At 61.0% G+C, this 23828-nt stretch carries 21 protein-coding genes; 10 read left to right on the forward strand and 11 right to left on the reverse strand.

Annotation, left to right across the window (positions count from 1 at the left end; translation table 11 throughout):
* Positions 1 to 1490 (forward strand): MMPL family transporter (locus D8V06_RS28415; RefSeq protein ID WP_130932275.1); only part of this gene is annotated, 1490 nt, incomplete at its 5' end.
* 110 nt (positions 1491 to 1600) lie between these two features.
* Here the strand turns inward: D8V06_RS28415 and D8V06_RS28420 are convergent.
* On the reverse strand, positions 1601 to 2320 hold the full coding sequence (locus tag D8V06_RS28420) for a FadR/GntR family transcriptional regulator (protein ID WP_177434504.1): 720 nt from the start codon (positions 2318 to 2320) through the stop codon (positions 1601 to 1603).
* A 197-nt stretch (positions 2321 to 2517) separates the two neighbouring features.
* Positions 2518 to 4254 (reverse strand): IlvD/Edd family dehydratase, encoded by a 1737-nt coding sequence (locus D8V06_RS28425; RefSeq protein WP_075945160.1) that lies wholly within the window; start codon positions 4252 to 4254, stop codon positions 2518 to 2520.
* A 193-nt stretch (positions 4255 to 4447) separates the two neighbouring features.
* Here D8V06_RS28425 and D8V06_RS28430 point away from each other — a divergent pair, with 193 nt between their 5' ends.
* The 9 genes from D8V06_RS28430 (at position 4448) to D8V06_RS28465 (ending at position 11388) form a co-directional block, all read left to right on the forward strand.
* Positions 4448 to 5770 carry an MFS transporter gene (locus D8V06_RS28430; protein WP_130905668.1) on the forward strand — a complete coding sequence of 441 codons (1323 nt, stop codon included), beginning with the start codon at positions 4448 to 4450 and terminating at the stop codon, positions 5768 to 5770.
* 152 nt (positions 5771 to 5922) lie between these two features.
* Entirely contained in the window at positions 5923 to 6915 is a 993-nt protein-coding gene (gene araD1 / locus D8V06_RS28435) for an AraD1 family protein (protein WP_130906785.1), read from the forward strand.
* 10 nt (positions 6916 to 6925) lie between these two features.
* Positions 6926 to 8506, forward strand: coding sequence for an aldehyde dehydrogenase (NADP(+)) (locus D8V06_RS28440; RefSeq protein ID WP_130932277.1), 1581 nt, complete (start codon positions 6926 to 6928; stop codon positions 8504 to 8506).
* Between the two features lie 130 nt (positions 8507 to 8636).
* Positions 8637 to 8975: a DUF5629 family protein gene (locus D8V06_RS28445; RefSeq protein ID WP_056855533.1), complete on the forward strand. Its 339-nt coding sequence runs from the start codon at positions 8637 to 8639 to the stop codon at positions 8973 to 8975.
* On the forward strand, positions 8968 to 10137 hold the full coding sequence (locus D8V06_RS28450; RefSeq protein WP_130932278.1) for a lactonase family protein: 1170 nt from the start codon (positions 8968 to 8970) through the stop codon (positions 10135 to 10137). The genes D8V06_RS28445 and D8V06_RS28450 overlap by 8 nt, the downstream gene beginning before the upstream one ends.
* A 155-nt stretch (positions 10138 to 10292) precedes the next feature.
* Entirely contained in the window at positions 10293 to 10472 is a 180-nt protein-coding gene (locus D8V06_RS28455; protein WP_019650041.1) for a hypothetical protein, read from the forward strand.
* 208 nt (positions 10473 to 10680) lie between these two features.
* The gene (locus D8V06_RS31065) at positions 10681 to 10806 is read left to right on the forward strand and encodes a hypothetical protein (protein ID WP_277751319.1); all 126 of its coding nucleotides are present in this window, start codon (positions 10681 to 10683) and stop codon (positions 10804 to 10806) included.
* 115 nt (positions 10807 to 10921) lie between these two features.
* Positions 10922 to 11134, forward strand: coding sequence for a hypothetical protein (locus D8V06_RS28460; protein WP_056855531.1), 213 nt, complete (start codon positions 10922 to 10924; stop codon positions 11132 to 11134).
* Positions 11131 to 11388 carry a hypothetical protein gene (locus tag D8V06_RS28465; protein ID WP_130932279.1) on the forward strand — a complete coding sequence of 86 codons (258 nt, stop codon included), beginning with the start codon at positions 11131 to 11133 and terminating at the stop codon, positions 11386 to 11388. The genes D8V06_RS28460 and D8V06_RS28465 overlap by 4 nt, the downstream gene beginning before the upstream one ends.
* 105 nt (positions 11389 to 11493) lie before the next feature.
* Here the strand turns inward: D8V06_RS28465 and D8V06_RS28470 are convergent, their stop codons facing one another.
* The 9 genes from D8V06_RS28470 to D8V06_RS28510 all read right to left on the reverse strand — a co-directional run.
* Positions 11494 to 12090: a glutathione S-transferase gene (locus D8V06_RS28470; protein ID WP_130932280.1), complete on the reverse strand. Its 597-nt coding sequence runs from the start codon at positions 12088 to 12090 to the stop codon at positions 11494 to 11496.
* Positions 12087 to 15728, reverse strand: coding sequence for an AAA family ATPase (locus D8V06_RS28475; RefSeq protein ID WP_130932281.1), 3642 nt, complete (start codon positions 15726 to 15728; stop codon positions 12087 to 12089). The genes D8V06_RS28470 and D8V06_RS28475 overlap by 4 nt, the downstream gene beginning before the upstream one ends.
* Positions 15725 to 16969 carry an exonuclease SbcCD subunit D C-terminal domain-containing protein gene (locus D8V06_RS28480; RefSeq protein ID WP_130932282.1) on the reverse strand — a complete coding sequence of 415 codons (1245 nt, stop codon included), beginning with the start codon at positions 16967 to 16969 and terminating at the stop codon, positions 15725 to 15727. Before D8V06_RS28480 ends, D8V06_RS28475 begins: the two co-directional genes overlap by 4 nt.
* A 54-nt stretch (positions 16970 to 17023) precedes the next feature.
* On the reverse strand, positions 17024 to 18664 hold the full coding sequence (locus D8V06_RS28485; protein WP_130932283.1) for a BatD family protein: 1641 nt from the start codon (positions 18662 to 18664) through the stop codon (positions 17024 to 17026).
* Entirely contained in the window at positions 18661 to 20397 is a 1737-nt protein-coding gene (locus D8V06_RS28490; RefSeq protein WP_056855525.1) for a VWA domain-containing protein, read from the reverse strand. Before D8V06_RS28490 ends, D8V06_RS28485 begins: the two co-directional genes overlap by 4 nt.
* Positions 20394 to 21473: a VWA domain-containing protein gene (locus D8V06_RS28495; RefSeq protein ID WP_130932284.1), complete on the reverse strand. Its 1080-nt coding sequence runs from the start codon at positions 21471 to 21473 to the stop codon at positions 20394 to 20396. Before D8V06_RS28495 ends, D8V06_RS28490 begins: the two co-directional genes overlap by 4 nt.
* Positions 21466 to 21960 (reverse strand): DUF4381 domain-containing protein, encoded by a 495-nt coding sequence (locus D8V06_RS28500; RefSeq protein WP_056855523.1) that lies wholly within the window; start codon positions 21958 to 21960, stop codon positions 21466 to 21468. Before D8V06_RS28500 ends, D8V06_RS28495 begins: the two co-directional genes overlap by 8 nt.
* Positions 21957 to 22901 (reverse strand): DUF58 domain-containing protein, encoded by a 945-nt coding sequence (locus tag D8V06_RS28505; protein WP_056855522.1) that lies wholly within the window; start codon positions 22899 to 22901, stop codon positions 21957 to 21959. Before D8V06_RS28505 ends, D8V06_RS28500 begins: the two co-directional genes overlap by 4 nt.
* A gap of 5 nt (positions 22902 to 22906) precedes the next feature.
* Positions 22907 to 23828, reverse strand: a 922-nt coding sequence (locus D8V06_RS28510) for a MoxR family ATPase (RefSeq protein WP_130932285.1), incomplete at its 5' end; no start/stop codon positions are given.

The following is a 23828-nucleotide window of genomic DNA, read 5'->3' on the forward strand; positions in this document are numbered from 1 at the left end:
TGCCGTTCCTGATCTTCGCCATCGGTATTTCCCACGGCGTGCAGAAAATCAACGGCATCGCCCTGCAATCCAGTGAGGCGGACAACGCCCTGACCGCAGCGCGCCGGACTTTCCGCCAGCTGTTCCTGCCCGGGATGATCGCGATCCTCGCCGATGCCGTGGGCTTCATCACGCTGCTGATCATTGATATCGGCGTGATTCGCGAGCTGGCCATCGGTGCTTCCATCGGTGTGGCGGTGATCGTGTTCACCAACCTGATCCTGTTGCCGGTAGCGATTTCCTATGTCGGCATCAGCAAGCGCGCAGTTGCGCGCAGCAAGAAAGATGCGACTCGCGAACATCCGTTCTGGCGCTTGCTGTCGAACTTCGCCAGCCCGAAAGTCGCGCCAGTATCCATCGCGCTGGCACTGATCGCGTTCGGCGGCGGCCTCTGGTACAGCCAGAACCTGAAAATCGGTGACCTCGACCAGGGTGCGCCGGAGCTGCGCCCGGACTCGCGCTACAACAAGGACAACAACTTCATCATCAACAACTATTCCACCAGCTCTGACGTGTTGGTGGTGATGGTCAAGACCAAGTCCGAAGGCTGCTCACGCTACGAAGCCATGGCGCCGATCGACGAGCTGATGTGGAAGATGCAGAACACCGAGGGCGTGCAGTCGGCGATTTCCCTGGTGACCGTGTCCAAGCAAATGATCAAGGGCATGAACGAAGGCAACCTGAAGTGGGAAACCCTGTCGCGCAACCCGGACGTGCTGAACAACTCGATTGCCCGGGCCGATGGCCTGTACAACAACAGTTGCTCGCTGGCACCGGTGCTGGTGTTCCTCAACGATCACAAGGCTGAAACCCTGGATCGCGCGGTCCATGCCGTGCAGGACTTCGCCAAGGAACACAACACCGAGAACCTGGAGTTCATCCTGGCTGCCGGTAACGCCGGGATCGAGGCTGCCACCAACGAAGTGATCAAGAAGTCCGAGTTGACCATCCTGATCCTGGTGTACATCTGCGTAGCGGTCATGTGCATGATCACCTTCCGTTCCTGGGCGGCGACCTTGTGCATCGTGCTGCCGCTGGTGCTGACCTCGGTGCTCGGCAACGCCCTGATGGCATTCATGGGCATCGGCGTGAAAGTGGCGACCCTGCCAGTGGTGGCGCTCGGGGTGGGGATTGGTGTGGACTACGGCATCTACATCTACAGCCGTCTGGAAAGTTTCCTGCGTGCCGGTCTGCCGTTGCAGGAAGCCTATTACCAGACTCTGAAATCCACCGGTAAAGCCGTATTGTTCACCGGCCTGTGCCTGGCCATCGGCGTGTGCACCTGGATCTTCTCGGCTATCAAGTTCCAGGCCGACATGGGTCTGATGCTGACCTTCATGTTGCTGTGGAACATGTTCGGTGCGCTGTGGCTGTTGCCGGCACTGGCGCGATTCCTGATCAAGCCGGAGAAACTGGCAGGGCAGAAGGGCAATTCGTTGTTCGCCCACTGATTCACGCTGCAATGAAAAAGCCGCAACCCTGGTTGCGGCTTTTTTGCATCTCAAGATCGACACACTTCCTGTGGGAGCTGGCAAGCCAGCTCCCACAGGGATAGTGGTGGTCAGGCGGGATCGCTACCCAGCACGACATTCAACGCACTGCGCGCATCATCCAGCTGCACCAGCGTCGCATGCCGCGCACCCAGGGCGTCGCGGTTTTCGATGGCGGTGAGAATCGCCTTGTGCCGTGGCAACGCCAGTTCATGCAGGTTCGGGCGTTGGTTGGAATGCTTCAAGGCCTCGGCGATGGCCACCGACAGCATGTTGCACAGGTTGGCCAGCAAGTCGTTGTGGGTAGCGTCGGCAATGCGACTGTGGAAATCCAGGTCCGGTTGCAGCAAGGCTTCAGGCGTCGGCGCGGTTTCCATGCGTTGGTAGGCTTCGCCGATCGCGGCGATGTCGTCGTCGGTGGCGAACTGCGCGGCGAGGGCGGCGGCCGCCGGTTCGATGATGCTGCGTACACTGGTCAACAGATTGAAGAATTCATTTTGCGGGCTGCTTTGCATCAGCCAATGCAACACGTCCGGGTCGAGCATGTGCCATTCCCGACGTGGTTTGACCACGGTGCCCACCCGCGGGCGGGAGTACACCAGACCCTTGGCAACCAGCACCCGTGTGGCTTCACGCAGGACTGGCCGACTGACCGCATATTCTTCACACAGCAACGCCTCGGCGGGCAGTTTGTCGTCTGGCAGGAAGCGTCCGGAGACGATCTGCATGCCCAATTCCTGGACGATACGCGAGTGCATGCTTTTGCGGTCGGAGGGTTTGCGGTAATCCATGGGGAGTGGCGCGGTCCTGTGCGTGGAGGTGCTGCGCATGATAGCAGGCACGACACACTCTTGAGGCGGATTGATCGTTCCCACGCTCCGCGTGGGAATGCAGCCAGGGACGCTCTGCGTCCCAAGTCAACAGCCGAACGCGGAGCGTCCGTTGAGTCATTCCCACGCGGAGCGTGGGAACGATCGGTGGAGAGGGGTCAGTGAGAATGACGCGGTACTTCGGCTCCGCGGCAGCCGACCAGGAAGTCGAAGTCGCAGCCTTGATCAGCCTGCAACACATGGTCGATGTACAGCTGACGGTAACCGCCTACCAGCAATTGCTGCGGTGGTTGCAGGTCGGCCATGCGTGCGGCCAGTTCCGCATCCGGGATGTCCAGGTGCAGCCGGCCGCTGGCGCAGTCGAGCTCGATCCAGTCGCCTTCTTTTACCGTCGCCAACGGACCGCCCGCAGCGGCTTCAGGGGCAACGTGCAGGACCACGGTGCCATACGCGGTGCCACTCATGCGTGCATCGGAAATGCGCACCATATCGGTCACGCCCTGAGCCAGCAACTTGGCCGGCAAGCCCATGTTGCCGACTTCAGCCATGCCCGGATAACCCTTCGGCCCGCAATTCTTCATGACCAGAATCGAGTTGGCATCCACGTCCAGCTCCGGGTCGTTGATCCGCGCTTTGTACATGTCGAAATTCTCGAACACCACGGCGCGTCCACGATGCTGCATCAATTCAGGCGTCGCGGCGGACGGCTTGAGTACCGCGCCCAGTGGCGCCAGGTTGCCGCGCAGCACGCAGATACCGCCGTCGGCACGGATCGGGTTGTCGAGGGTGCGAATCACTTCGTCTTCGCCATAGATCGGCGCATCCTTGGTGTTCTCGCCAATGGACTTGCCGTTCACGGTCAAAGCATTCGGGTTGGGGATCAGGTTGGCCTCGCCGAGACGACGCAGTACCGCAGGCAGACCGCCGGCGTAGTAGAACTCTTCCATCAGGAAGCGCCCGGATGGTTGCAGGTCGACGATGGTCGGCATGCCGCGACCGATGCGGGTCCAGTCGTCCAGATCCAGTTCCACGCCGATGCGCCCGGCGATGGCTTTCAAATGGATCACCGCGTTGGTCGAGCCACCAATGGCCGCGTTCACACGAATAGCGTTTTCGAAGGCTTCCTTGGTCAGGATCTTCGACAGTTTCAGGTCTTCGCGGACCATCTCCACCGCGCGCATGCCGGACATGTGCGCCAGCACATAACGGCGTGCATCCACGGCCGGAATCGCGGCGTTGTGGGGCAGGGAAGTACCGAGGGCTTCCGCCATGCAGGCCATGGTTGAGGCGGTGCCCATGGTGTTGCAGGTGCCGGCCGAGCGGGACATGCCGCCCTCGGCTGCAAGGAAGTCATCGATGGTGATGGTGCCAGCCTTGACCTGTTCGCTGAGCTGCCAGACCACGGTGCCCGAGCCGATGTCCTTGCCCTTGTGTTTGCCGTTGAGCATCGGCCCGCCGGTGACGACGATGGCCGGCACGTCGCAACTGGCGGCGCCCATCAGTAATGCAGGGGTAGTCTTGTCGCAACCGGTCAACAGCACCACACCGTCAATCGGGTTGCCGCGAATCGCTTCTTCAACGTCCATGCTCGCCAGGTTGCGGGTGAGCATGGCGGTCGGGCGCAGGTTGGATTCGCCGTTGGAGAACACCGGGAATTCCACCGGGAAGCCCCCGGCCTCGATCACCCCGCGTTTGACGTGTTCCGCGATCTGGCGGAAATGCGCGTTGCATGGGGTCAGTTCCGACCAGGTATTGCAGATGCCGATGATCGGCTTGCCGTGGAACTGGTGGTCGGCGATGCCCTGATTCTTCATCCAGCTGCGGTACATGAAGCCGTTCTTGTCGGCGGTGCCAAACCATTGGGCGGAGCGCAGGGTGGGTTTCTTATCAGACATGATCGATTCTCTTATTGTATGACTATATTGTTCGAGCTGAGGCGTAACATAAGCTCAAATTCGCCGCTTTGGAAGAGTTGTTGAGTAAATAGTAATACTATATAGTCATTTTCAGCGGAGGGATGGTCCTGGCGATTTGTCGCGAGAGGCGTCCCCCGAGGTTCTATAAAAACAACAATCGGAGACCGATCTCATGAGCCAGGAATTGCGGCTTATTCGTCGCATCACGCTGAAACTGATTCCCTTCCTGATCCTGCTGTACCTGATCGCCTATGTGGATCGCTCCGCAGTGGGCTTCGCCAAATTGCACATGGGCGCCGACATCGGCCTGGGCGACGCGGCCTACGGTCTCGGTGCAGGGCTGTTCTTCATTGGTTACTTCCTGCTGGAAATCCCCAGCAACCTGATGCTCGACCGCTTCGGCGCGCGGCGCTGGTTTGCGCGGATCATGGTCACCTGGGGTGCAATCACCATTGGCATGGCGTTCGTACAAGGGCCGAACAGCTTCTACGTCATGCGGTTTTTGCTCGGTGCCGCCGAAGCGGGTTTCTTCCCTGGCGTTCTGTACTACATCACCCAGTGGTTCCCGGTCCGCCATCGCGGCAAGATCCTCGGGCTGTTCATCCTGTCCCAACCCATTGCCATGATGATCACAGGTCCCGTGTCCGGCGGCTTGTTGGGCATGGACGGTGTGCTTGGGCTGCACGGCTGGCAGTGGCTGTTCATCGTTATCGGCGCCCCGGCGATCCTGCTGACCTGGCCCGTGTTGCGCTGGTTGCCTGACGGCCCTCAGCAAGTGAAGTGGATGGACCAGGCGGAAAAGGACTGGCTCACCGGCGAACTGAAAAAAGACCTCGAAGCGTACGGCCAGACCCGTCACGGCAATCCTTTGCACGCCCTCAAGGACAAGCGCGTGTTGCTGTTGGCGCTGTTCTACCTGCCGGTGACCTTGAGCATTTATGGCCTCGGTTTGTGGTTGCCGACGTTGATCAAGCAGTTCGGCGGCAGCGATCTGGTGACCGGGTTCGTGTCATCGGTGCCGTACATTTTCGGGATCATCGGCCTGTTGATCATTCCACGCAGTTCCGACCGATTGAATGATCGCTACGGCCATCTGGCGGTGCTCTATGTACTGGGCGCCATCGGCCTGTTCCTCAGTGCCTGGCTGTCGGTGCCAGTGCTGCAACTGGCAGCACTGTGCCTGGTGGCGTTCGCGCTGTTCTCCTGTACGGCGGTGTTCTGGACCTTGCCGGGCCGGTTCTTCGCCGGTGCCAGTGCGGCGGCGGGGATTGCGCTGATCAACTCGGTGGGCAACCTCGGCGGCTACATCGGCCCGTTCGTCATTGGTGCGCTCAAGGAATACACCGGCAACCTGGCTTCCGGCCTGTATTTCCTGTCGTGCGTGATGGTGTTCGGGCTGATCTTGACTGGCGTGGTTTATCGGTTGCTGGAGCGCAAGCATGTGCTGCCGACGGATGAGTTTGCGGCCAGTGCACGTGGCGCGACCCGTACCTGACACAAAACCGGAAATCACCACCATCCCTGTGGGAGCGGGCTTGCCCGCGATAGCAATTGATCTGGCACATCAATGTTGAATGTGCAGCCGTCATCGCGGGTAAGCCCGCTCCCACAGGGAACTGAAGTGTTTGGAATAACAGGAGAAATTTCATGCGTTTGGTTCAATTCGAATTAAGTAACGGCGAACGCCGCGTAGGTGTGGTCGAGGATGGCCTGGTGTGCGAAGTGCAAGACGCCCGCACCGTTCGCGACCTGGCCCTGGCGGCTATCGAGGCAGGCGTTGGCCTTGAGCAACAAGTACAAGCCTTGGGCCTGGGGATCAGCCACGATTACGCGCAACTGCTGACACAACTGCGCATCCTGCCACCGCTGGATCACCCGGACCCTGCGCACATGCTGGTCAGCGGCACCGGCCTGACCCACTTGGGCAGCGCCTCGGCCCGGGACAAGATGCACCAGCAGGCCGGTGACGAAGCGGCGATGACCGACACCATGCGCATTTTCAAGTGGGGCGTGGAGGGCGGTAAACCCGCCGCAGGTCAGGCGGGTGTACAACCGGAATGGTTCTACAAGGGCGACGGCAGCATCGTTGTGCGTCCCGGCCAGCCATTCCCGTTGCCGCCGTTTGCCGAAGACGCCGGTGAGGAACCGGAACTCAGCGGCCTGTATGTAATCGGCCATGACGGCAAACCGTATCGCCTCGGTTTCGCCGTGGGCAACGAATTCTCCGATCACGTCATGGAGCGCAAGAATTACCTTTATCTGGCCCACTCGAAACTGCGCAGTTGCAGTTATGGTCCGGAGTTGCGGGTCGGTGAATTGCCCCAGCATCTGGCCGGCACCAGCCGAATTCTGCGCGACGGCGAAGTGCTGTGGCAGAACGAGTTCCTCAGCGGCGAAGCCAACATGTGCCACAGCCTGGCGAACCTTGAGTTCCACCATTTCAAATACAGCCAATTCCTGCGCCCGGGGGATGTGCACATTCATTTCTTCGGGACTGCAACGCTGTCGTTTGCCGATGGCGTGCGCACGCAACCGGGGGATGTGTTCGAGATCAGCCAGGCTGAATTTGGCGCGCCGCTGATCAATGGCATCGCACCGGTTGCAGCAGCGTTCGAGCCCGGCACCGTTGGCACACTTTGAGGAATATTGAATGTCCCTGATTCTTGGTCACAACTACATCGGCGGCCAGCGCAGCGCGTTGGGTAGCGTCAAGCTGCAGAGCGTCGACGCCGAAACCGGCGAGGCATTGCCCCATGATTTCATCCAGGCCACGCCGGAGGAAGTCGATACCGTCGCCAAGGCTGCCGCTGCCGCGTTCCCGGCTTACCGCAGCTTGAGCGCAGAGCGGCGCGCGCAGTTCCTGGACGCGATTGCCTCTGAGCTGGATGCGCTGGGTGATGATTTCGTCTCTCTGGTTTGCCGCGAAACGGCACTGCCGGCAGCGCGGATCATCGGCGAACGGGGCCGCACCAGTGGCCAGATGCGTCTGTTCGCCAACGTGCTGCGTCGCGGCGATTTCTACGGTGCGCGTATCGACAAGGCACTGCCGGACCGTCAACCGCTGCCGCGTCCCGAGCTGCGCCAGTACCGTATCGGTCTCGGCCCGGTGGCGGTATTCGGCGCCAGTAATTTTCCCTTGGCGTTCTCGACTGCCGGTGGCGACACCGCGTCGGCATTGGCTGCCGGTTGCCCGGTGGTGTTCAAGGCCCACAGTGGCCACATGGCAACGGCCGAGCACGTCGCTGACGCGATCATCCGGGCGGCGGAAAAAACCTCGATGCCGGCCGGTGTGTTCAACATGATTTATGGCGGTGGGGTCGGCGAAGCGCTGGTCAAGCACCCGGCGATTCAGGCGGTGGGCTTTACCGGGTCGCTCAAGGGCGGTCGGGCATTGTGCGATATGGCCGCGGCGCGCCCTCAACCGATTCCGGTGTTCGCCGAAATGTCGAGCATCAACCCGGTGATCCTCCTGCCCGAGGCGTTGCAGGTGCGTACCGAGACCATTGCCCGTGAGCTGGCGGCCTCGGTAGTGCAAGGTTGCGGCCAGTTCTGCACCAATCCGGGGTTGGTGATCGGTATTCGCTCGCCTCAGTTCAGCGCGTTTCAAAAACTGCTGGCCGATGTGATGGCGGATCAACCGGCGCAAACCATGCTCAATGCCGGGACGCTGGCCAGCTACGGCAAAGGCCTGCAAAAGCTCCTCGATCATCCGGGCATCGAGCAACTGGCGGGTCAACCGCAGCAGGGACGCCGGGCGCAACCCCAGTTGTTCAAGGCTGATGTCAGTTTGTTGATCAACGGCGATGAAGTACTGCAGGAGGAAGTGTTCGGGCCGACCACCGTCGTTGTCGAAGTGGCGGATCAAGCGCAGCTGAGCGCTGCGTTGAACGGCCTGCACGGTCAACTGACAGCGACCATCATCGGCGAACAGGCGGACTTCCAGCAGTTCAGCGAACTGACGGCGTTGCTGGAACTGAAGGTCGGTCGAATCCTGCTCAATGGCTATCCGACCGGGGTCGAAGTGTGTGATTCGATGGTCCATGGCGGGCCGTATCCGGCGACCTCGGATGCCCGCGGCACGTCGGTGGGCACCCTGGCGATCGATCGTTTCCTGCGCCCGGTATGTTTCCAGAACTACCCGGACAACCTGCTGCCGGATGCCCTGAAAAATGCCAATCCGTTGCGCATTCAGCGGCTGGTGGATGGCAAGCCATCGCGCGAGGCCATCTAACGACCGGGTTCCCTGTGGGAGCGAGCTTGCTCGCGATGACGGTGTATCAGCCAACGCAATTGTTGGCTGACATACCGTCATCGCGGGCAAGCCCGCTCCCACAGGTTTGTGTGGAACAATCATCAAGTGCATGAGCTATCATTGCGTTTTTCCCATTCAAAGATCGACTGCCATGACAGCTGCAACCGACACCTTGCTCAACGCCCTCGAACACTGCGGGATGGTGGAAATCGATGGGCTGCATGCCTTCGAATTCGCCCTCGATGAGGACGACAATCTGCACATCGAATGCATGGATGGCCGCAATGCGTTGCACTGGGAGTTCACCCCGGCGCAGATCCAGGCCGCGACGTTCGACGCCACACTGCAAAGCTGGCTGATCAGCGATAACAACGGCGAACACCGACTGGTGTGCCTCGGCGATGTCGTCAGTGGCGACAACGACGACGATGAACCTGCGGATGAATAAGCTGTGGTCACTGTTAATCGCCGGCAGCATGGGCGCGATGGGCGTTCAGGCAACGTGGGCCGATGATTATCAATTGCTCGTGGGTTCGTACACCGGTGGGCAGAGCCAAGGCATTTACCGGCTCAATTTTGACAGCGCAACCGGGCAGATCGCCGCCAGGCCCTTGCAAGTCATTCAAAGCGAAAACCCGTCGTGGCTGACCCTTTCCAAGGATCAGCGGCACCTGTTTGTGGTCAACGAAAACGGCCCGGGCCAGAAAGATCCGGTTGGGCGTGTCAGCAGCTACTCGATTGACCCGAAAAGCCAGGCACTGAGCCTGATCAATCAGGTACAGAGCCTGGGCAATGAGCCGACGCATTCGAGCCTGAGCAACGATGCCAGCCATTTGTTCGTCAGCAATTATTCGGTGGCCGAAGACCCGGGCGGGACCCTGGCGGTGTTGCCGATCGGCGCTGATGGCGCGCTCAAGCCCGTGGTGCAGATGAGCAGTCACCCGGCCAGTCGGGTCAATGCCGAGCGGCAGATGTCAGCGCACGTGCATTCGACGGTTCCATCGCCCGATGGCAAGTTCGTGTTCTCCAATGACCTGGGTGCGGACAAGGTTTTTGTCTACCGTTTCGACCCAAAGGCCAATCCGCAACTGCCGTTGACCCCGGCCACGCCAGCTTTCGTCCAGTTACCGCCCGGTAGCGGTCCGCGGCATCTGCTGTTCAGCGCCGATGGCAACCACGCTTGGTTGACCATGGAAATGAGCGCCCAGGTCGCCGTGTTCGACTACCGCGATGGCAAGCTTGAACAAACGCAGCTCGTTGAGCTGGCAGCCGGTCAGCCGGTTACCGACAAAGCCGCTGCTGCGCTGCACAGCTCGGCCGACGGCAAATTCCTCTACGTCAGTAACCGTGGCACCGCCAATCAGTTGCTGGTGTTCGCCATCGACCCGGCGACCGGCCATCTCAAGGAGCTGCAACGCCGAGCGGTGGAGGGCGATCATCCGCGTGAATTCAGCCTCGATCCAAGCGGCAAGTTCGTGCTGATCGCCAACCAGAAAAGTAACCAGATTGTCGTCCTCGAACGCGACGCCAACACCGGTTTGCTGGGCAAGACCGTACAAAAACTGCCGATGGACGCCCCGAGCGACCTCAGGTTTTTGCTGCGACAATAGGCCGCAGGCCCCGGTTTGCGGGGCCTGCGTCTTTCTATCAATGAGGCTGATATGTGGTAATGCTACAAAGCATTTCAAGGCCTCGTTCTTCGAGGGTTAAGTTTGCTTCACGGCCCCACCGGGCATGCAAGCCAACTGACTTCGAGGAATACAGCATGAACTTCAATCTCTTCTCCGTAATCGCCGCGTCCGCCATCTCTGCCACCGTGGCTCTGCCAGCCAGCGCCAACGTTGAAATCAGCGACAAAAAATCCCACACCCAGAGCTACACCCAGAAATACTTGCAACAAAGCGCTAACTTCTACGCCGCGCTGGATCACAAAACCCAGCACTGAAATTTCCTTTCTGCTGCCTTTATGCAGGAGCGAAGTCACTTGCCGATCGAGGGTCAACCACTCGAAAAGCGCTGAAGTGATGTCGCTCCTGCATAACGCATTTACGACAGCATCAAATTGCCATCAAGGTATCGCTTGATATCATCTGGCCAGCGGTTTAAATTTGGCGCGAATTTATTGACTCCTTCCCAAGAAAAGGATCGACAATATGGCGATGCGTCTGGCCGTGGTTTTGCTGTTTCTCTATTCGACCCCGATTCTGTCAGCGGCAGAGCCGATTTCCGGCGAGCCTGACGCGGCCCGCGAGCGCATGATCAGTTTGATTGAAGACTGAGATAGTCTGGCTTAATGATCAACGAAGTTGATATCTGGTATAGACGAGACTCGTTGGTTCTTGGGGCTGTTTTGATTGAATCTGTGGACTCTGAAACATGTCCACGGAGTTCATCATGGCCCACGCAATCATCACTTCCGCCAAACGCGGCGCCTATGTGGCTATCGGTCTTTACCTGGTCATGGTGCTGGTTGTCAGTCTTTCGCCGCAGTCACAACAAACCTACGAAGCGCCGATTCAGGTCGCCCATCCTGGTATCCAGTTTGAACACCGCGCCCAACAGGCGATGGTCGATCAAGCTGACCTCGCAGGAGTCGGCGGAGCATGAACAGATGCAAACTCTTGGTCATCGCCTTCCTGGCTTTCATCACCAATGGATTTTCCTTGCTGGGGATCGGGCAAGGTTCGATAGGTGGTGTAGCGCGGGCCATCGAAGCTAACCACAACATTGCGCGCAACATCGACATCGCCAAGGGCATGGGCCTGCTGGCCGGTAATCCGCCAATCGAACCTGAGAGCAGTTTTTTCGGGCCGTTCGAGGTCGATTGCTCGGTGATCGGAATGTGCGAAGTATTGGCCTGATTCCTTGAAACACCACCGTCCTTGTAGGAGCAAGTCTTGCCCGCGATGTTTTTTTGCGTCCTTGACGGCCCCATCGCGGGCAAGCCTTGCTTCTACAGGTATCGGTTACTTCTTCATGATTGAAGTGAACAGGTCTGACTCCAGAAACCGTTGCAGCCACGCCTGTAAATGCCGATACGGCGTCTGCGCGAACCAGTCGCGATCGACATGGGCGAATTGCCGTATGAACGGCATCAGCGCCACATCGGCCAGGCAGGGGTGTTGCGCCAACAAGTAGTCGCGACGTTCCAGCAGTTGATCCAGCTTGTGCAAAAACTGCGAGCCCTCGGCGCGATAGGTTTCCATCGGTTGCTCGGGGTAGCGTTCGGCGTACTTGTAGCGATTGAGATGAATTTTGAACGACTGATCGTTTTCCGCGATCAGCTCTGCGATTCGCAACTGCCTTTGCGGATCATCCTTGAGCAGCCAGTCCTGCGGATCGTTTTGTGCCAACGCCCAACGCATGATGTCCAGGCTTTCCTCGATCACTTGGCCGTCGACGCTGAGCACCGGCACCGTGCCTTTGCTCGATAGCGCGAGCATCTCTGGCGGCTTGGCCTTCAGGCTGACTTCGACGATGTCCACGGCAACGCCGGCGTAGCGCAAGGCCATGCGCGCTCGCATGGCGTATGGGCAACGTCGGAACGAATACAGCGTACTCATTTCACCTCCAGCGTGCTGAGACCGTTGCCTTGGCGGCGCACCTGAATCTGCACCGGAATGCGCTCATGCATTTCCTGCACATGGGAAATCACCGCAACCTTGCGACCTTGCGCCTGCAAGCCGTCGAGCGCGTCCATGGCCAGTTGCAGCGACTCGGGGTCCAGACTGCCGAAGCCTTCGTCGATGAACAGCGATTCGATTTTCAAGGTACTTGAAGCCATTGAGGCGAGCCCAAGCGCCAGGGCCAGCGACACCAGGAAAGTCTCGCCGCCCGACAGCGAATGCACCGAGCGCAGTTCGTCACCCATCTCGGTGTCCATCACCAACAGGCCGAGCATGCTGCCGCCACGCTTGAGGCGATAACGGCGCACCAGTTGCCGCAGTTGCACGTTGGCGTGGTGCACCAACAGGTCGAGGTTGTAGGCCTGGGCGATCTTCCGGAACGTGTCGCCAGTGGCGGAACCGATCAGAGCATTCAGGCGCGCCCAGCGCTGGAACTCGGCGTAGGCCTTGGCAATTTGCTCGGTCAGCGCCTGATTGGCATTCTGCCGTCGCTGATCTTCGGCTTGCTCGGCGCGCAGTTCGGCGCATTGTTGCTCGCTGAGGTTGAATTGACCTTGCAGGTCGGCGAGGGCGCCGGCGAGTTGTTCGGCATCGAGATTGCCGTTGTGCAGCGCTTGATGGTCGGCCAGACGCTGGTCACGTTCCTGCAGCAGTACCTTGGCCTGCTCAACGGCTTTTTCGTTGTGCTGCAAGCGCTGACGCAGTTCGCTGACCTGAGTGTCATCGACACGCAGCAGGTCTTCGAGATCGCCGTCGTCCAACTCAGGATGACGCGCGCGCCACTCGGCGATTTTGCCCGTCAGCTCTCGGTCTTCGTTTTCCAGGATCTGCTGACGCTCCTGTTGTGCTTTCAACTGCGTAACGATCTGCACACATTGTGTGCGCACGTTCTGCAGTGCCTGGGCCGTTGAGTTTTCGGCGTTGCGCGCCTGTTCCACAGCCTGTTCGAGCTGCTGCTGCCAGTGCTCGGCGCTGCCGTGTTCACCCAGCAGTTGCGCGAGTTTCGCCTCGCTGGCCTGTTGCTGGGCGGCCAGTGCGTTGAATTGCTGTTCGGCGCTTTGCAACTGTTGCGCGCGGCTGAGCTGGCGATCCTGTTCCTTCTCCAGCATTTGCTGGCGTTGCTGCTGTTCGGTCAACTCTTCTTTGTGCTGATCGGCTTGCGCCAGGCGCTCGGCAATTTGCCGATCCAGCTGCAGGAAGGTCGCCGCGGGCTCGACGCGCAGGGCTTCCAAGGTGTCTGCCGGTAGCAGGCTGGCGAACGCGCTGAGTTCCTCATCGAGTCGCTGACGGTCGCTGCTCAGTTCCCGTTGTTGATCGCTCAGGTGCTGCGCCGCTTGCTGATGCGCGGTTTCGGCGTTGCGCAGTTGCTGGGTCAGACGCGCCGCGTCCTGTTGCAGGGTGAGCAGGGCGCTCTGGCGTTGCTCGTCCTGGGTGATGCTCTGGTTCAATTGCTCGTTTTGCCGGACCAGCCAGGCGTCGCGCTTGTCGGCGTCCTGATTGAGCAACGTGGTTGCCAGCGGATGCGCTTCAAGGCTCGGCGTCAGTGCCTGAAGCTGGGCGGTCAATTGCTCCTGTTGTTGCAATAGCTCTTTCTGTCGGGCGATCACGCCACCGACGTCGGCGCGCAACTCGGTGAGTTTTTCCTTGAGCCGATCCACCGCTTGCTGCGCGCTGGCCTGTTCGGATTCATCATGACGACCGAGGCTTTGCAGCAGGGCCTGCGGCTGATGATACGGATGCTCGTTGCTGCCACAGACCGGGCACGGCTGGTCGTCCTGCAACTGCGTGCGTAGCTCTTCGACACTGGCGCTGCGAGCCAGACGCTGGCGCTCGAGCAGTTCACGGGTGACGTTGAGGGTTTGCTCGGCGACGCTGAGTTCGGCTTTGGTCTTCACCCCGTCCTCAGTCAACCGCTCGCGCTCCAGTTGCGCATCGAGCAGGCGCTGATGCAGCTCGGCGCCGTGTTTTTCCAGCGCTTGCTGACTGGCCCAGAGCCGCGTCAGGTCTTCGACGGCACGCAGCTGTTTACGATTGTCCTGCAGCAGATTGCCGAGGATACCGATTTGCTCGGCGACGGCTTCGGGCTCGGCGCCGGCCTCTTTGAACAACACTTCCAACTGTTGCTTTTGCTCGGCCAGCGCTTGGGCGCTGTGCGCGGCGCTCCGTTCGAGGCTGGCCAGTTCGCCCTGGCCCTTGTTCAGGCGATTGCCGATCAACATCAGTTGTTGCAAGCGGTCGCGATAGGCATTCCACGCATCGCTCAGCGGCGCCAGAGAGGCGCTTTGTTCCAGCTCGGCGGCAATCTTTTGCAGGCGCTCGGCGACCTGAACCTGTTTTTCCTGCAACGCCTGAATCGCGCTCTGGCCTTCGGTGCAGGCCTGCTCGGCAGCTTGTCGGGTTTCGGCGCTGAGGGCGGTGTCCCTGGCGAGGCGGGCGAGGGTGCTTTGCTCTTCAAAGGCCTGACGCAACAGCGGGGCGCTTTCGCTGTGTCGCTGCTGCGCTTGGCTCAGGGCAATTGTTGCCGACTCGAGCGCCTGCTCCAGTTGCGTCTGCCGCTGGTTGAGTTCGCCGTGCTGGCGAGTGTGCTCGGCAATTTGTTCGGCCAGCGGCGTCAGTTGCGCATCGAGCCCAGTCTTGCGGGCGAACTGGTGACGTTGCGGGGCAAGTTGTTCAAGGCGCGTGAGTTTCAGGCGCTCGCCGGCCAGAGCTTCCCACGTTTGCTGCGCACTGTGCAGTTGCTCGGCGGCGGCTTGCTGCGCATCTTGCAACTGACGCAAATCCTTGAGCCAGCCATGCTGTTGTTCCAGTTGTTTGAGCTGTGCCTGTTGCAGCTTCAATTGTTGCTGGGCGGCATTGAAGCGCGAATCCAGTTCGGCCCGGTCTTCAGGAGACAGCGGCGTGACACCGCTGGCCTGATCCTGCAACAGCTTGTGGGCTTCGCGGGCTTCCTTGGTCTTGTCGAAGGCGCGGCGACCGAGGCGGGTGTAGAGCGCGGTGTCGGTGAGCTTTTCCAGCAGTTCGCTGCGGTCGTTGTCATCGGCCTTGAGAAAGGCACTGAACTCGCTCTGCGCCAGCAGCACGGCGCGGGTGAACTGTTCGAAATTCAGGCCCAGGGCGGCTTCGAGCTGGCTTTTGTATTCGCCTTTCTGGCTGGCCAGCAGTTGATCCTGATCGATATCGCGCAGGCTCTGGCGGCTGGCTTGCAACTTGCCACCGGCCTTTTCCCGGGCGCGGTTGGCCTCCCAGCGTGCGCGGTAGCGACGACCATCGACCCCGACGAAATCCACTTCGGCATAGCCTTCGCCAGTACCACGGCGCAGCAAGGTGCGCGGGTCACCGGTGCCGATTTCGCCATCGGCATCGGGCACCTTGGCGTCGCGTCCGGTGTTGTTCAGGCGCGGTACGGCACCGAACAGGGCCAGGCACAGGGCGTCAAGCAAGGTGCTTTTACCGGCGCCGGTCGGTCCGGTAATCGCGAACAAACCGGCGCTGGCCAACGGTTCGGCGGTGAAATCGATTTCAAACGGGCCGGCCAGGGAGGCAAGGTTTTTCAGGCGGATCGCGAGGATCTTCATGGTTGTTCGCTCTCCAACTGTACGTCTTGCAATAGCTCGGCAAAGTCTTTGAGCGTTTGTTCGTCAACCTCGCTGCCGTAGCTGTCCTGCCAGGCACGGCGGAACAGTTCCTGAGGTGTGAGGTGGTCGAGCTCGATCAAGGCGTCGCCCTCGTCGGCGCCTTCGCGGTTGCCGTTACCCGCGTATTCGGCGGCGATTCGCACCAGACGCACGGCCTTGCCTTGCAGCGCGGTTTCGATTTGGTTGCGCAGGTCTGGCTGCGGCTCGTCCAGACGAACCCGCACTTCAAGCCAGGGTTGGCGTTGGTAGTCGGCCAGCAGATCGATATTGGGCAGATCGGCCAGTTGCAGGAGGATTTCTGCCAGAGGCGCCGGGCCAATGCGTTGCAGATTGACCGCACGGGGGATCAGTCTCGGTTCAACGCTGACCAGGGTTTCGCCATCGAGCGTGATGTCGAGAATCTGGTGTTGATAGCCGATCTCGGAGAACGACAGCGGGATTGGCGAGCCGCTGTAGCGAATACGTTCTTCACCGTTGACCTTCTGCGGTTTGTGCAGGTGGCCCAAGGCAACGTAGCTGATACTCGGCCCGAACAGGCTGGCGGGCAGGGCTTCGGCATTGCCGATGATCACGCTGCGCTCGGAGTCTTCCGAGACCGAACCACCGGCCATGTGCGCATGGCTGATGGCGATCAGCGCCTGGCCCTTCTTGCGTTTGGCGTTGGCTGCCTCGATCAGCCATTCATGAACCTGTCCGATGCCGCGCAGATAATTGTCGCCCAAGTGCGGGCCGGTGACTTCGGCAGGCCGCAAGAACGGCAGCGCCAGGCACCAGGCGACGGTTTTACCTTTTGCGTTCGGCAGCGGTAACAGCAAACGTTCGGCGTCGAGTTGCCCGTCGTCCAGCCACAACACGCGGCCCAACGCATGAGTGCGCAAACGGCGCATCAACGGCGCGGGCAATTCGATCCGTGAACCGGAATCGTGGTTGCCGGCAATCATCACGATGGTCAGCAACGGTTGCTGCTCGTGGGCGCTGACGATGAAGTCGTAAAGACGTTCCTGGGCTTTGACCGGTGGGTTGACCGTATCGAAGATATCGCCGGCGATCAGCAGCACATCCGGTTGCTGCAGTTTGAGCTGGCGCAGCAGCCAGTCGAGAAAACAACCGTGCTCGAAATCGCGATCCTGGCCGTGCAGGTTCTGCCCGAGGTGCCAGTCGGAGGTGTGAAACAAGCGCATGACAAATTCCATACAGAAGCCGTGGCCATGTGAGGTGTGACCACGGCTTTTTGATTATTTGGGATAAAGCGGCGGCAAGCCGCTGTCAGCCACCGGGTCCTGGACCCGTTCGGCTATCGGAATGGTGCGAATCACCCGCCACAGTTCTTCACCTTGCCAATGCTGGCCGGTCTCGCTGTAGAGCGCGCCGTTCAGACCGTCGAGCGCGTCGGACAACGGGACGAAGCGGGCGGCCATGTCGGCCAGGGTTTCCGGTTGTTGCCTGGCCCAGGCGTCGAGGGCCTGGCGGGTGGCGTGGGGGTCGTTGGCCTGGCAGGCACGCTTGAGGTCGTCGAGCACGGTGCGCGGGCTCGGGCCGGTTTGCGCGGCGCGCAGGATTGCCGGTTGCCAGCGCGCCCGCCACCACAGGCCGAAGCCGAGCAGGGTGGTACAGGCCAGAATCAGCGTGCTGAGTTGCCAGCGCCACAGCGTTTCGCTGTCGGCGGTGGCATTGGTCGGGGCAGTGCCGGCCGGTGTATCGACCATCAGGCTTGGATTGGCCGCTACTTGCAGGGTTCGGGCGGGCAGGCTGCTGTGTTCCAGATGATCTTCAAAGGTGTTCCACCAGACCACTTCAACCGACGGCAATTCGATCGAACCGCTTCGGGACGGAACCAGCGCTTCACGGTCTTCGCGACTGCCAACCAGGCCGCGTTCACTGTTCTGGTTGCCCAGCACCGGCTGATCCGGATAACGGCGCAAGCCGCTGACTTCGGTACCCGGCAGCGGCGGCAGTTGCGAGCTGGACAGCCCTTCGGCGGTGACTTTAAGGCTGCGCGTCAGCGAGTCGCCGACCTGGACATGTTCCGGCTCCGGGCTCCAGCTCTCGCTCAGGCTCAGGCTGCGCGCCGGCAGCCACGGCAGGTCGGCAGGGTAGGTGATGGGTTTGGCCTTGACTGTCAGCAGGAGTTCGCCGGAGCTGACACGCATGAGTTTTCCCGACTTCGGCGTTTGGGCCGAGGCGTCCTTGGCGGGCTGCGCGTCCACCAGGGCAGCGTTGAAAATCTGCCCCGGAATGATCAGTTCGCCGCTGTGCTGCGGATAGATCGCGTAGCGCATTTCAATAACGCCGTGGCGCACACCGTTGATGTCTTTTTCGTAGGTGCGCGATTCGCCGAGCTGTTCGATGCGCGTATCGGGAATCTGCAGCGGGGGCAAGCTGCTGTCGTCGTACAGCGGCACCGAATGGTAGATGCGCAAGGTCAGGATCGCCTGGGCTTGCACGTAGACGCTGGTTTGATCGAGGCTGGCGTCGATGAAAACCGCGGCCTGTTTGCTCGGATTGTTCTGGCTTTCGCTCGCGACCACTTGCACGGTAATCGGTTGGCTCTGCGCGTCACCGAGCGTCAATGGCGGAATTTCCACGCTGCCGTTCTGCAATGGCAACAGCGTGACAATCCAGCGGGTGGTCGCGCGATTGTCGCCACTGAGCGTGTTCAATTGGTTGACCTGGCGTGTGCCTCGGACTTCGAACAGCGGCTCCAGCGGCGTCAGGTCAGGTTTGCCGAATTGGGTGACGTCGTTGGATTCCAGGGTCAGCTCGACCGTCTCGCCAGAGTTCAGGCGCGCGCGATCGACACTGGCGACCAGCTCGGCTGCCTGGACCTGCGAAGTGCAGACCAGCAAGGCGATCATGAAAGCGGTGAAGCGGGTCATCGAGTTTTTCCCTGATCCTGATGTTGTTGCTGTTCGTACCAGAATTTGCGCCTGAGCAATTCTGCCGGGTCATCCGGAATCTGCCGCAGCCATTGCTCCAGTGCCTGTTGCTGCTCGCCTTCGATGCTGTCGCTGGCCGGGCGCATGGGCGGTGTAGTGTGCTGTTCGTCACCCAGCTCGCTGCCCGGGACTTCGTTGGCGCCGGGACGCGGAGGCAGGGTCGACGGTTGCTCGGTATCGCTGGCCTGATGATCGGTGGCTTTCGGTTCGCCATTGCTCAACGGTTGAGCCTGGGTGCCGGGCGGTGTTTCCTGCTCATTGACCTGGGGCGTTGCGTTGGCGGTGTTGTCCGGTTCGGCTGCAGCCGGGGATACCTTTTGCTTGAGCAGACTTTCCACCAGTGCCTTGTTGGTCAACGCCGGACGCAAATCCGGTTGCCGCTCAAGGGCCTGTTCGTAGGCATCCAGTGCCGCCTCCAGTTCACCACTTTTAGCCAGGGCGTTGCCACGATTGTAGTGGGCGTGGGCGTCGTTGCCTTCGGCGAAACGCTGGGCGGCCCCAGTGTAATCACCGGCCTCATAGAGGGCCACGCCTTGCCATTGGTGATCGGCAAAGTGTTGCGCGGCTTGCGCCGGGCGGTTTTGCTTGAGCAAGTGCAAGCCCTGTTGGTCGGGGCGCAACCACAGGTCCTGGAATTCAAAGGCTTGGCTGGGCTGCGGCAGTGCCAGCAACAACGGCAGGCACAACAACCAGCCACGGCGTCCGGCGCAAGCCGCCAGAAGCAATAGCGGCAACAACAGCCAATAACCCTGATCGGCCCAAGTATCCAGGCGCAAGGTCTGGCCATCGTTACGCAAGTTGCGTGGGCCATCGAGCAAACCGAGGGCACGCAGATCCGCGTCGCCCAGGCGTGCATGGCGATAGCGCCCGTCCAGATCTTTGGCAAAGGCTTTCAGTCCGGGGTCATCCAGATGCGGCACCAGAATGGCGCCCTGTTCGTCCTTGAGAAAACTGCCGTCCTCCTGAGTGATCGGCGCGCCTTCGGCGGTGCCGACGCCAATCATCAGCCATTGTGTTGATTTGCCACTCAGGGCGCGGCGGATGCCTTCGCGTTCGGTTTCCGTGAGGGATGAGCCGATCATCAGGATCCGACCGTCTCCCAGCGCTGCTTGCTCCAGCAAGGCGAGGGCCTTGGCTACCGCCAGATCAGCGCGGTGGCCGGGTTCCGGCATCAGCGACGGCTTGAGTGCATCCAGCAAGTTGCGGCTGGTCGACAGGTCGTCCGACAACGGCACCAGCGTGTGGGCGCTGCCGGCATAGACAACAATGGCGGTCTGCGCATCGCTACGGTATTGCAGCAGGTCAAACAGCTTGCGCCGGGCTTGTTCCAGGCGGTTGGGCTGGACGTCGGTGGCGAGCATTTCCGGGGTCAATTCAAGGATGACCACCAGCGGATCGGCAGGTTTCTGGCTGAGTTGTTCTACTCGCGACCAGCTCGGGCCGAGCAGCGCGAAAACCGTCAGTAGCCACGCCACACCCAGCGCGACCCAAGGTAATTTACTGTCGCGGCCATTGCCACCACTGAGCAGCGCCGCGTGAAAGGCCGGCGGCAGGATCATCTGCCAGCGGCCGGCGCGCTTCTGCCGGTGCCAGAGCTGCCAGAGCAGCCAGCCTAGCAATGGCAACAGCAGCAACCACCCTGGGCGGAACCAATACGGCCAGAGCGCGCTCATCGGCGTCTCCGCAGGCGCAGGCGTTTAAGACGCTGGCGCCAGTCAGGCAGTTGCGTTTGCAAAAACAGATCCTTGGTAAACAGCCGTTGAAGAGGGTTGTCCGGCCAGAGTTCGCGTGCCACCAATAAAATGCTCAGTAACAGCGCAATCGCCAACGGCCAGTGATACAACGCCTGGGCCGGACGAGCCTGGGTCGGTTGCTGGGTCACGGGCTCCAGTTGATCGAGGGTAGCCTTGATGGCCTGCAACTCCTTGCCATCACGTGCGCGGAAATACTGGCCGCCGGTAGCTTCGGCGATGGACATCAGGGAGGGTTCATCAAGATCCAGGCTTGGGTTGATGCCGAGAAAACCCAAGGTGCCGCTTTGTTCCGGGTCTGCGCCGATGCCGATCGGATAGATTTTCACCCCTTCCTTGGCCGCCAGTCGCGCCGCCGTCAGCGGATCGATCTCGCCACCGTTGTTGGCGCCGTCAGTGACCAGAATCAGTACCCGGCTTTGGGCCGGCCGTTGGCGCAGGCGTTTGAGGGCCAGGCCAATGGCGTCGCCAATGGCGGTGTTCTTGCCGGCAATGCCGATGCGCGCCTCGTCGAGCCAGACACGCACCGTGTGCCGATCAAAGGTCAGCGGGGCCTGAAGGTAAGCCTGGCTGCCGAACAGGATCAGGCCGACCCGATCGCCCTCGCGGCTTTCCAGGAAGTCGCCGAGCAAATGCTGGACCAGCGCCAGGCGGCTGACGTCCTCGTCCTGCCATTGCATGTCGGGGTAGTCCATGGAACCGGAGACGTCGACCGCCACCAACAGATCCCGGCCACTGGCGGCAATCGGCAGCGGGTCGCCGAGCCATTGCGGGCGCGCGGCGGCGGTCAACAACATCAGCCACAACAGCAGGAACGGAGCCTGTTGGCGCCAGGCTGGCAGATTGGCCCGGGCGCGACGCCCAGCCAGGCCTTCGAGGTCGTTGAGGAAGCTGACTTTGAGCGCCGGTTCGCCACTGTCGGCCACCGGCAACACGATGCGCATCAGCCACGGCAAGGGCAGCAGGGCAAAAATCCACGGCCAGGCGAACTCAAACATGTTTGCGAATCCAGGTTTCAACCGCCTGGGTCAGGCCGGCGATGGCCTTGTCGTCGAGCTTGCATTCGGGCTTGTAGGCGCCTTCGACCAGCACCATCCAGCGGGTCAGGCCGGCAGCCGGGCAGCGGTTGTCGAGGAATGCCAGCCATTTGCGGCCGTTGAGGGTATGGCTCTGGCTGTAAGGGTAGTGGTTACGGCAAAGACGCTTGAGCAAGCCGTTGAGTTGCTGCAACCAGGCGCCGGCCGGAGCACCGTCGTAAGGCTTGGGCATCAGCGCCAGTTCGGCCAGCGCGGCGACGCGTACCGGGTCCAGCGGTTGTTCGGCACGCACGACGGGGCGTTTGTTGGGAATGAATCGGCGCAGCTTCCACACGCCGAAACCAATGATCGGCAACAGCAACAGCAAGAACCACCAGCCCGGCGCAGGAGGCCAGAATCCGATCTGGGGCGGAGAGATCAGTGGTTGCAGTTGATCGAGACCGTTCATCGGCCTTTTCCTGGTTTCTGCGGGTTCAAGTATTCGCGCAGCTGTTCGACCATTTCGCTTTGGGTGCTCAAGGGCATCAGCAATACCCGCAGCTTTTGCGCGAGCAATTCCCAGCGGGCGATGCGGCTTTCAGCCTGGGCACGGTAGGTCTGACGCAGATCGAAGTTGAGCGTGTCGAGCTCCAGTTGCGCGCCGCGTTCAGCAAAGCGCAGCAGCCCGGCTGCAGGCAGGGCATGATCCAGCGGGTCGGAAAGAGGCAGCAGCAGCAGATCACAATGGCGCGACAACAGGCTCAGCTGTTGTTCGGCGCTTTCCGACAAGGCGCGCTCATCGCAAATCACGATCGCCAGGCTGCCGGGGCGCAATACCTCGCGGGCGCGGCGCAGGGCAATGCCGAACGCGTCGCGATCCGGCTCGCTTTCGGTGTGCAGCGACTGATTGACCCGTACCAGGCGGTTGAGCAATTGCAACAGGCTTTGTTTGCTGCGGCGGGGCTTGATTTCGTAGTGCTCGTTGTCGCCGAACACCAGACCGCCGACCCGGTCATTGTGGCCCAGTGCGGCCCAGCCGATCAGCGCTGCGGCCTGGGCGGCGAGCACCGATTTGAACATCAGGCCCGAGCCGAAAAACAGTCGGCGGCTTTGCTCGACCATGATGAAAATCGGCCGCTCGCGTTCTTCATGGAACAGTTTGGTGTGTGGTTCTTGCGTTCGGGCGGTGACGCGCCAGTCGATGGTGCGCACGTCGTCGCCGGCCTGATAGACCCGCACCTGATCGAAATCCACCCCACGCCCGCGCAGCTTCGAGTGGTGCAGGCCAATCAGCGGGCTGCGTTGGCTCGGCGTGGAAAACAGCTGCACTTCACGCACGCGATGGCGCATCTCGATCAGCTCGGCCAGCGTGACGCGGATGCCCGGTTGAGACGGCAGGAGGGCGTTCATCGGACTCAAGCGACAGCTACGACGTCGAGAATCCGCTGGACCACTCGGTCCTGATCGATGCCAGCGGCTTCGGCTTCAAAGGAGAGAATGATGCGGTGACGCAGCACATCGAACAGTACCGCCTGAATGTCTTCCGGGCTGACGAAGTCGCGCCCGGCAAGCCAGGCGTGGGCGCGGGCGCAGCGGTCGAGGGCAATCGAGCCGCGAGGGCTGGCGCCATAGGCGATCCATTCGGCCATCTCCGGGTCGAATTTGGCCGGGGTGCGGGTGGCCATGACCAGTTGCACCAGATATTCCTCCACGGCGTCGGCCATGTACAAGCCGAGGATTTCCTTGCGTGCGGCGAAGATCGCCTGCTGGCTGACCCGGCGTTCGGGTTTGGTTTCACCATTCAACGCTTCGCCACGGGCCTGTTGCAGGATGCGGCGTTCGACGGCGGCATCCGGGAAGCCGATTTTCACGTGCATCAGGAAGCGGTCGAGCTGCGCCTCAGGCAGTGGATAGGTGCCTTCCTGCTCGATGGGGTTTTGCGTGGCCATCACCAGGAACAGCGGCGACAACTCGTAAGTACTGCGTCCAACACTGACCTGGCGCTCGGCCATGGCTTCAAGCAGCGCCGACTGAACCTTGGCCGGAGCACGGTTGATTTCGTCCGCCAGCACCAGATTGTGGAAGATCGGGCCTTGCTGGAACACGAAGCTGCCGGTTTCCGGGCGATAGATCTCCGTTCCGGTGATATCGGCAGGGAGCAGGTCGGGCGTGAACTGGATGCGATGGAACTGAGCCTCGATGCCTTCGGCCAATTCCTTGATGGCCTTGGTCTTGGCCAGGCCAGGCGCGCCTTCTACCAGCATGTGGCCGTCGGCAAGCAAGGCGATGAGCAAGCGCTCGATGAGTTTTTCCTGGCCGAGAATCTGCGTTGAAAGA

The organism is Pseudomonas sp. Sample_24 (genome assembly GCF_004307605.1).
Lineage (GTDB): Bacteria > Pseudomonadota > Gammaproteobacteria > Pseudomonadales > Pseudomonadaceae > Aquipseudomonas.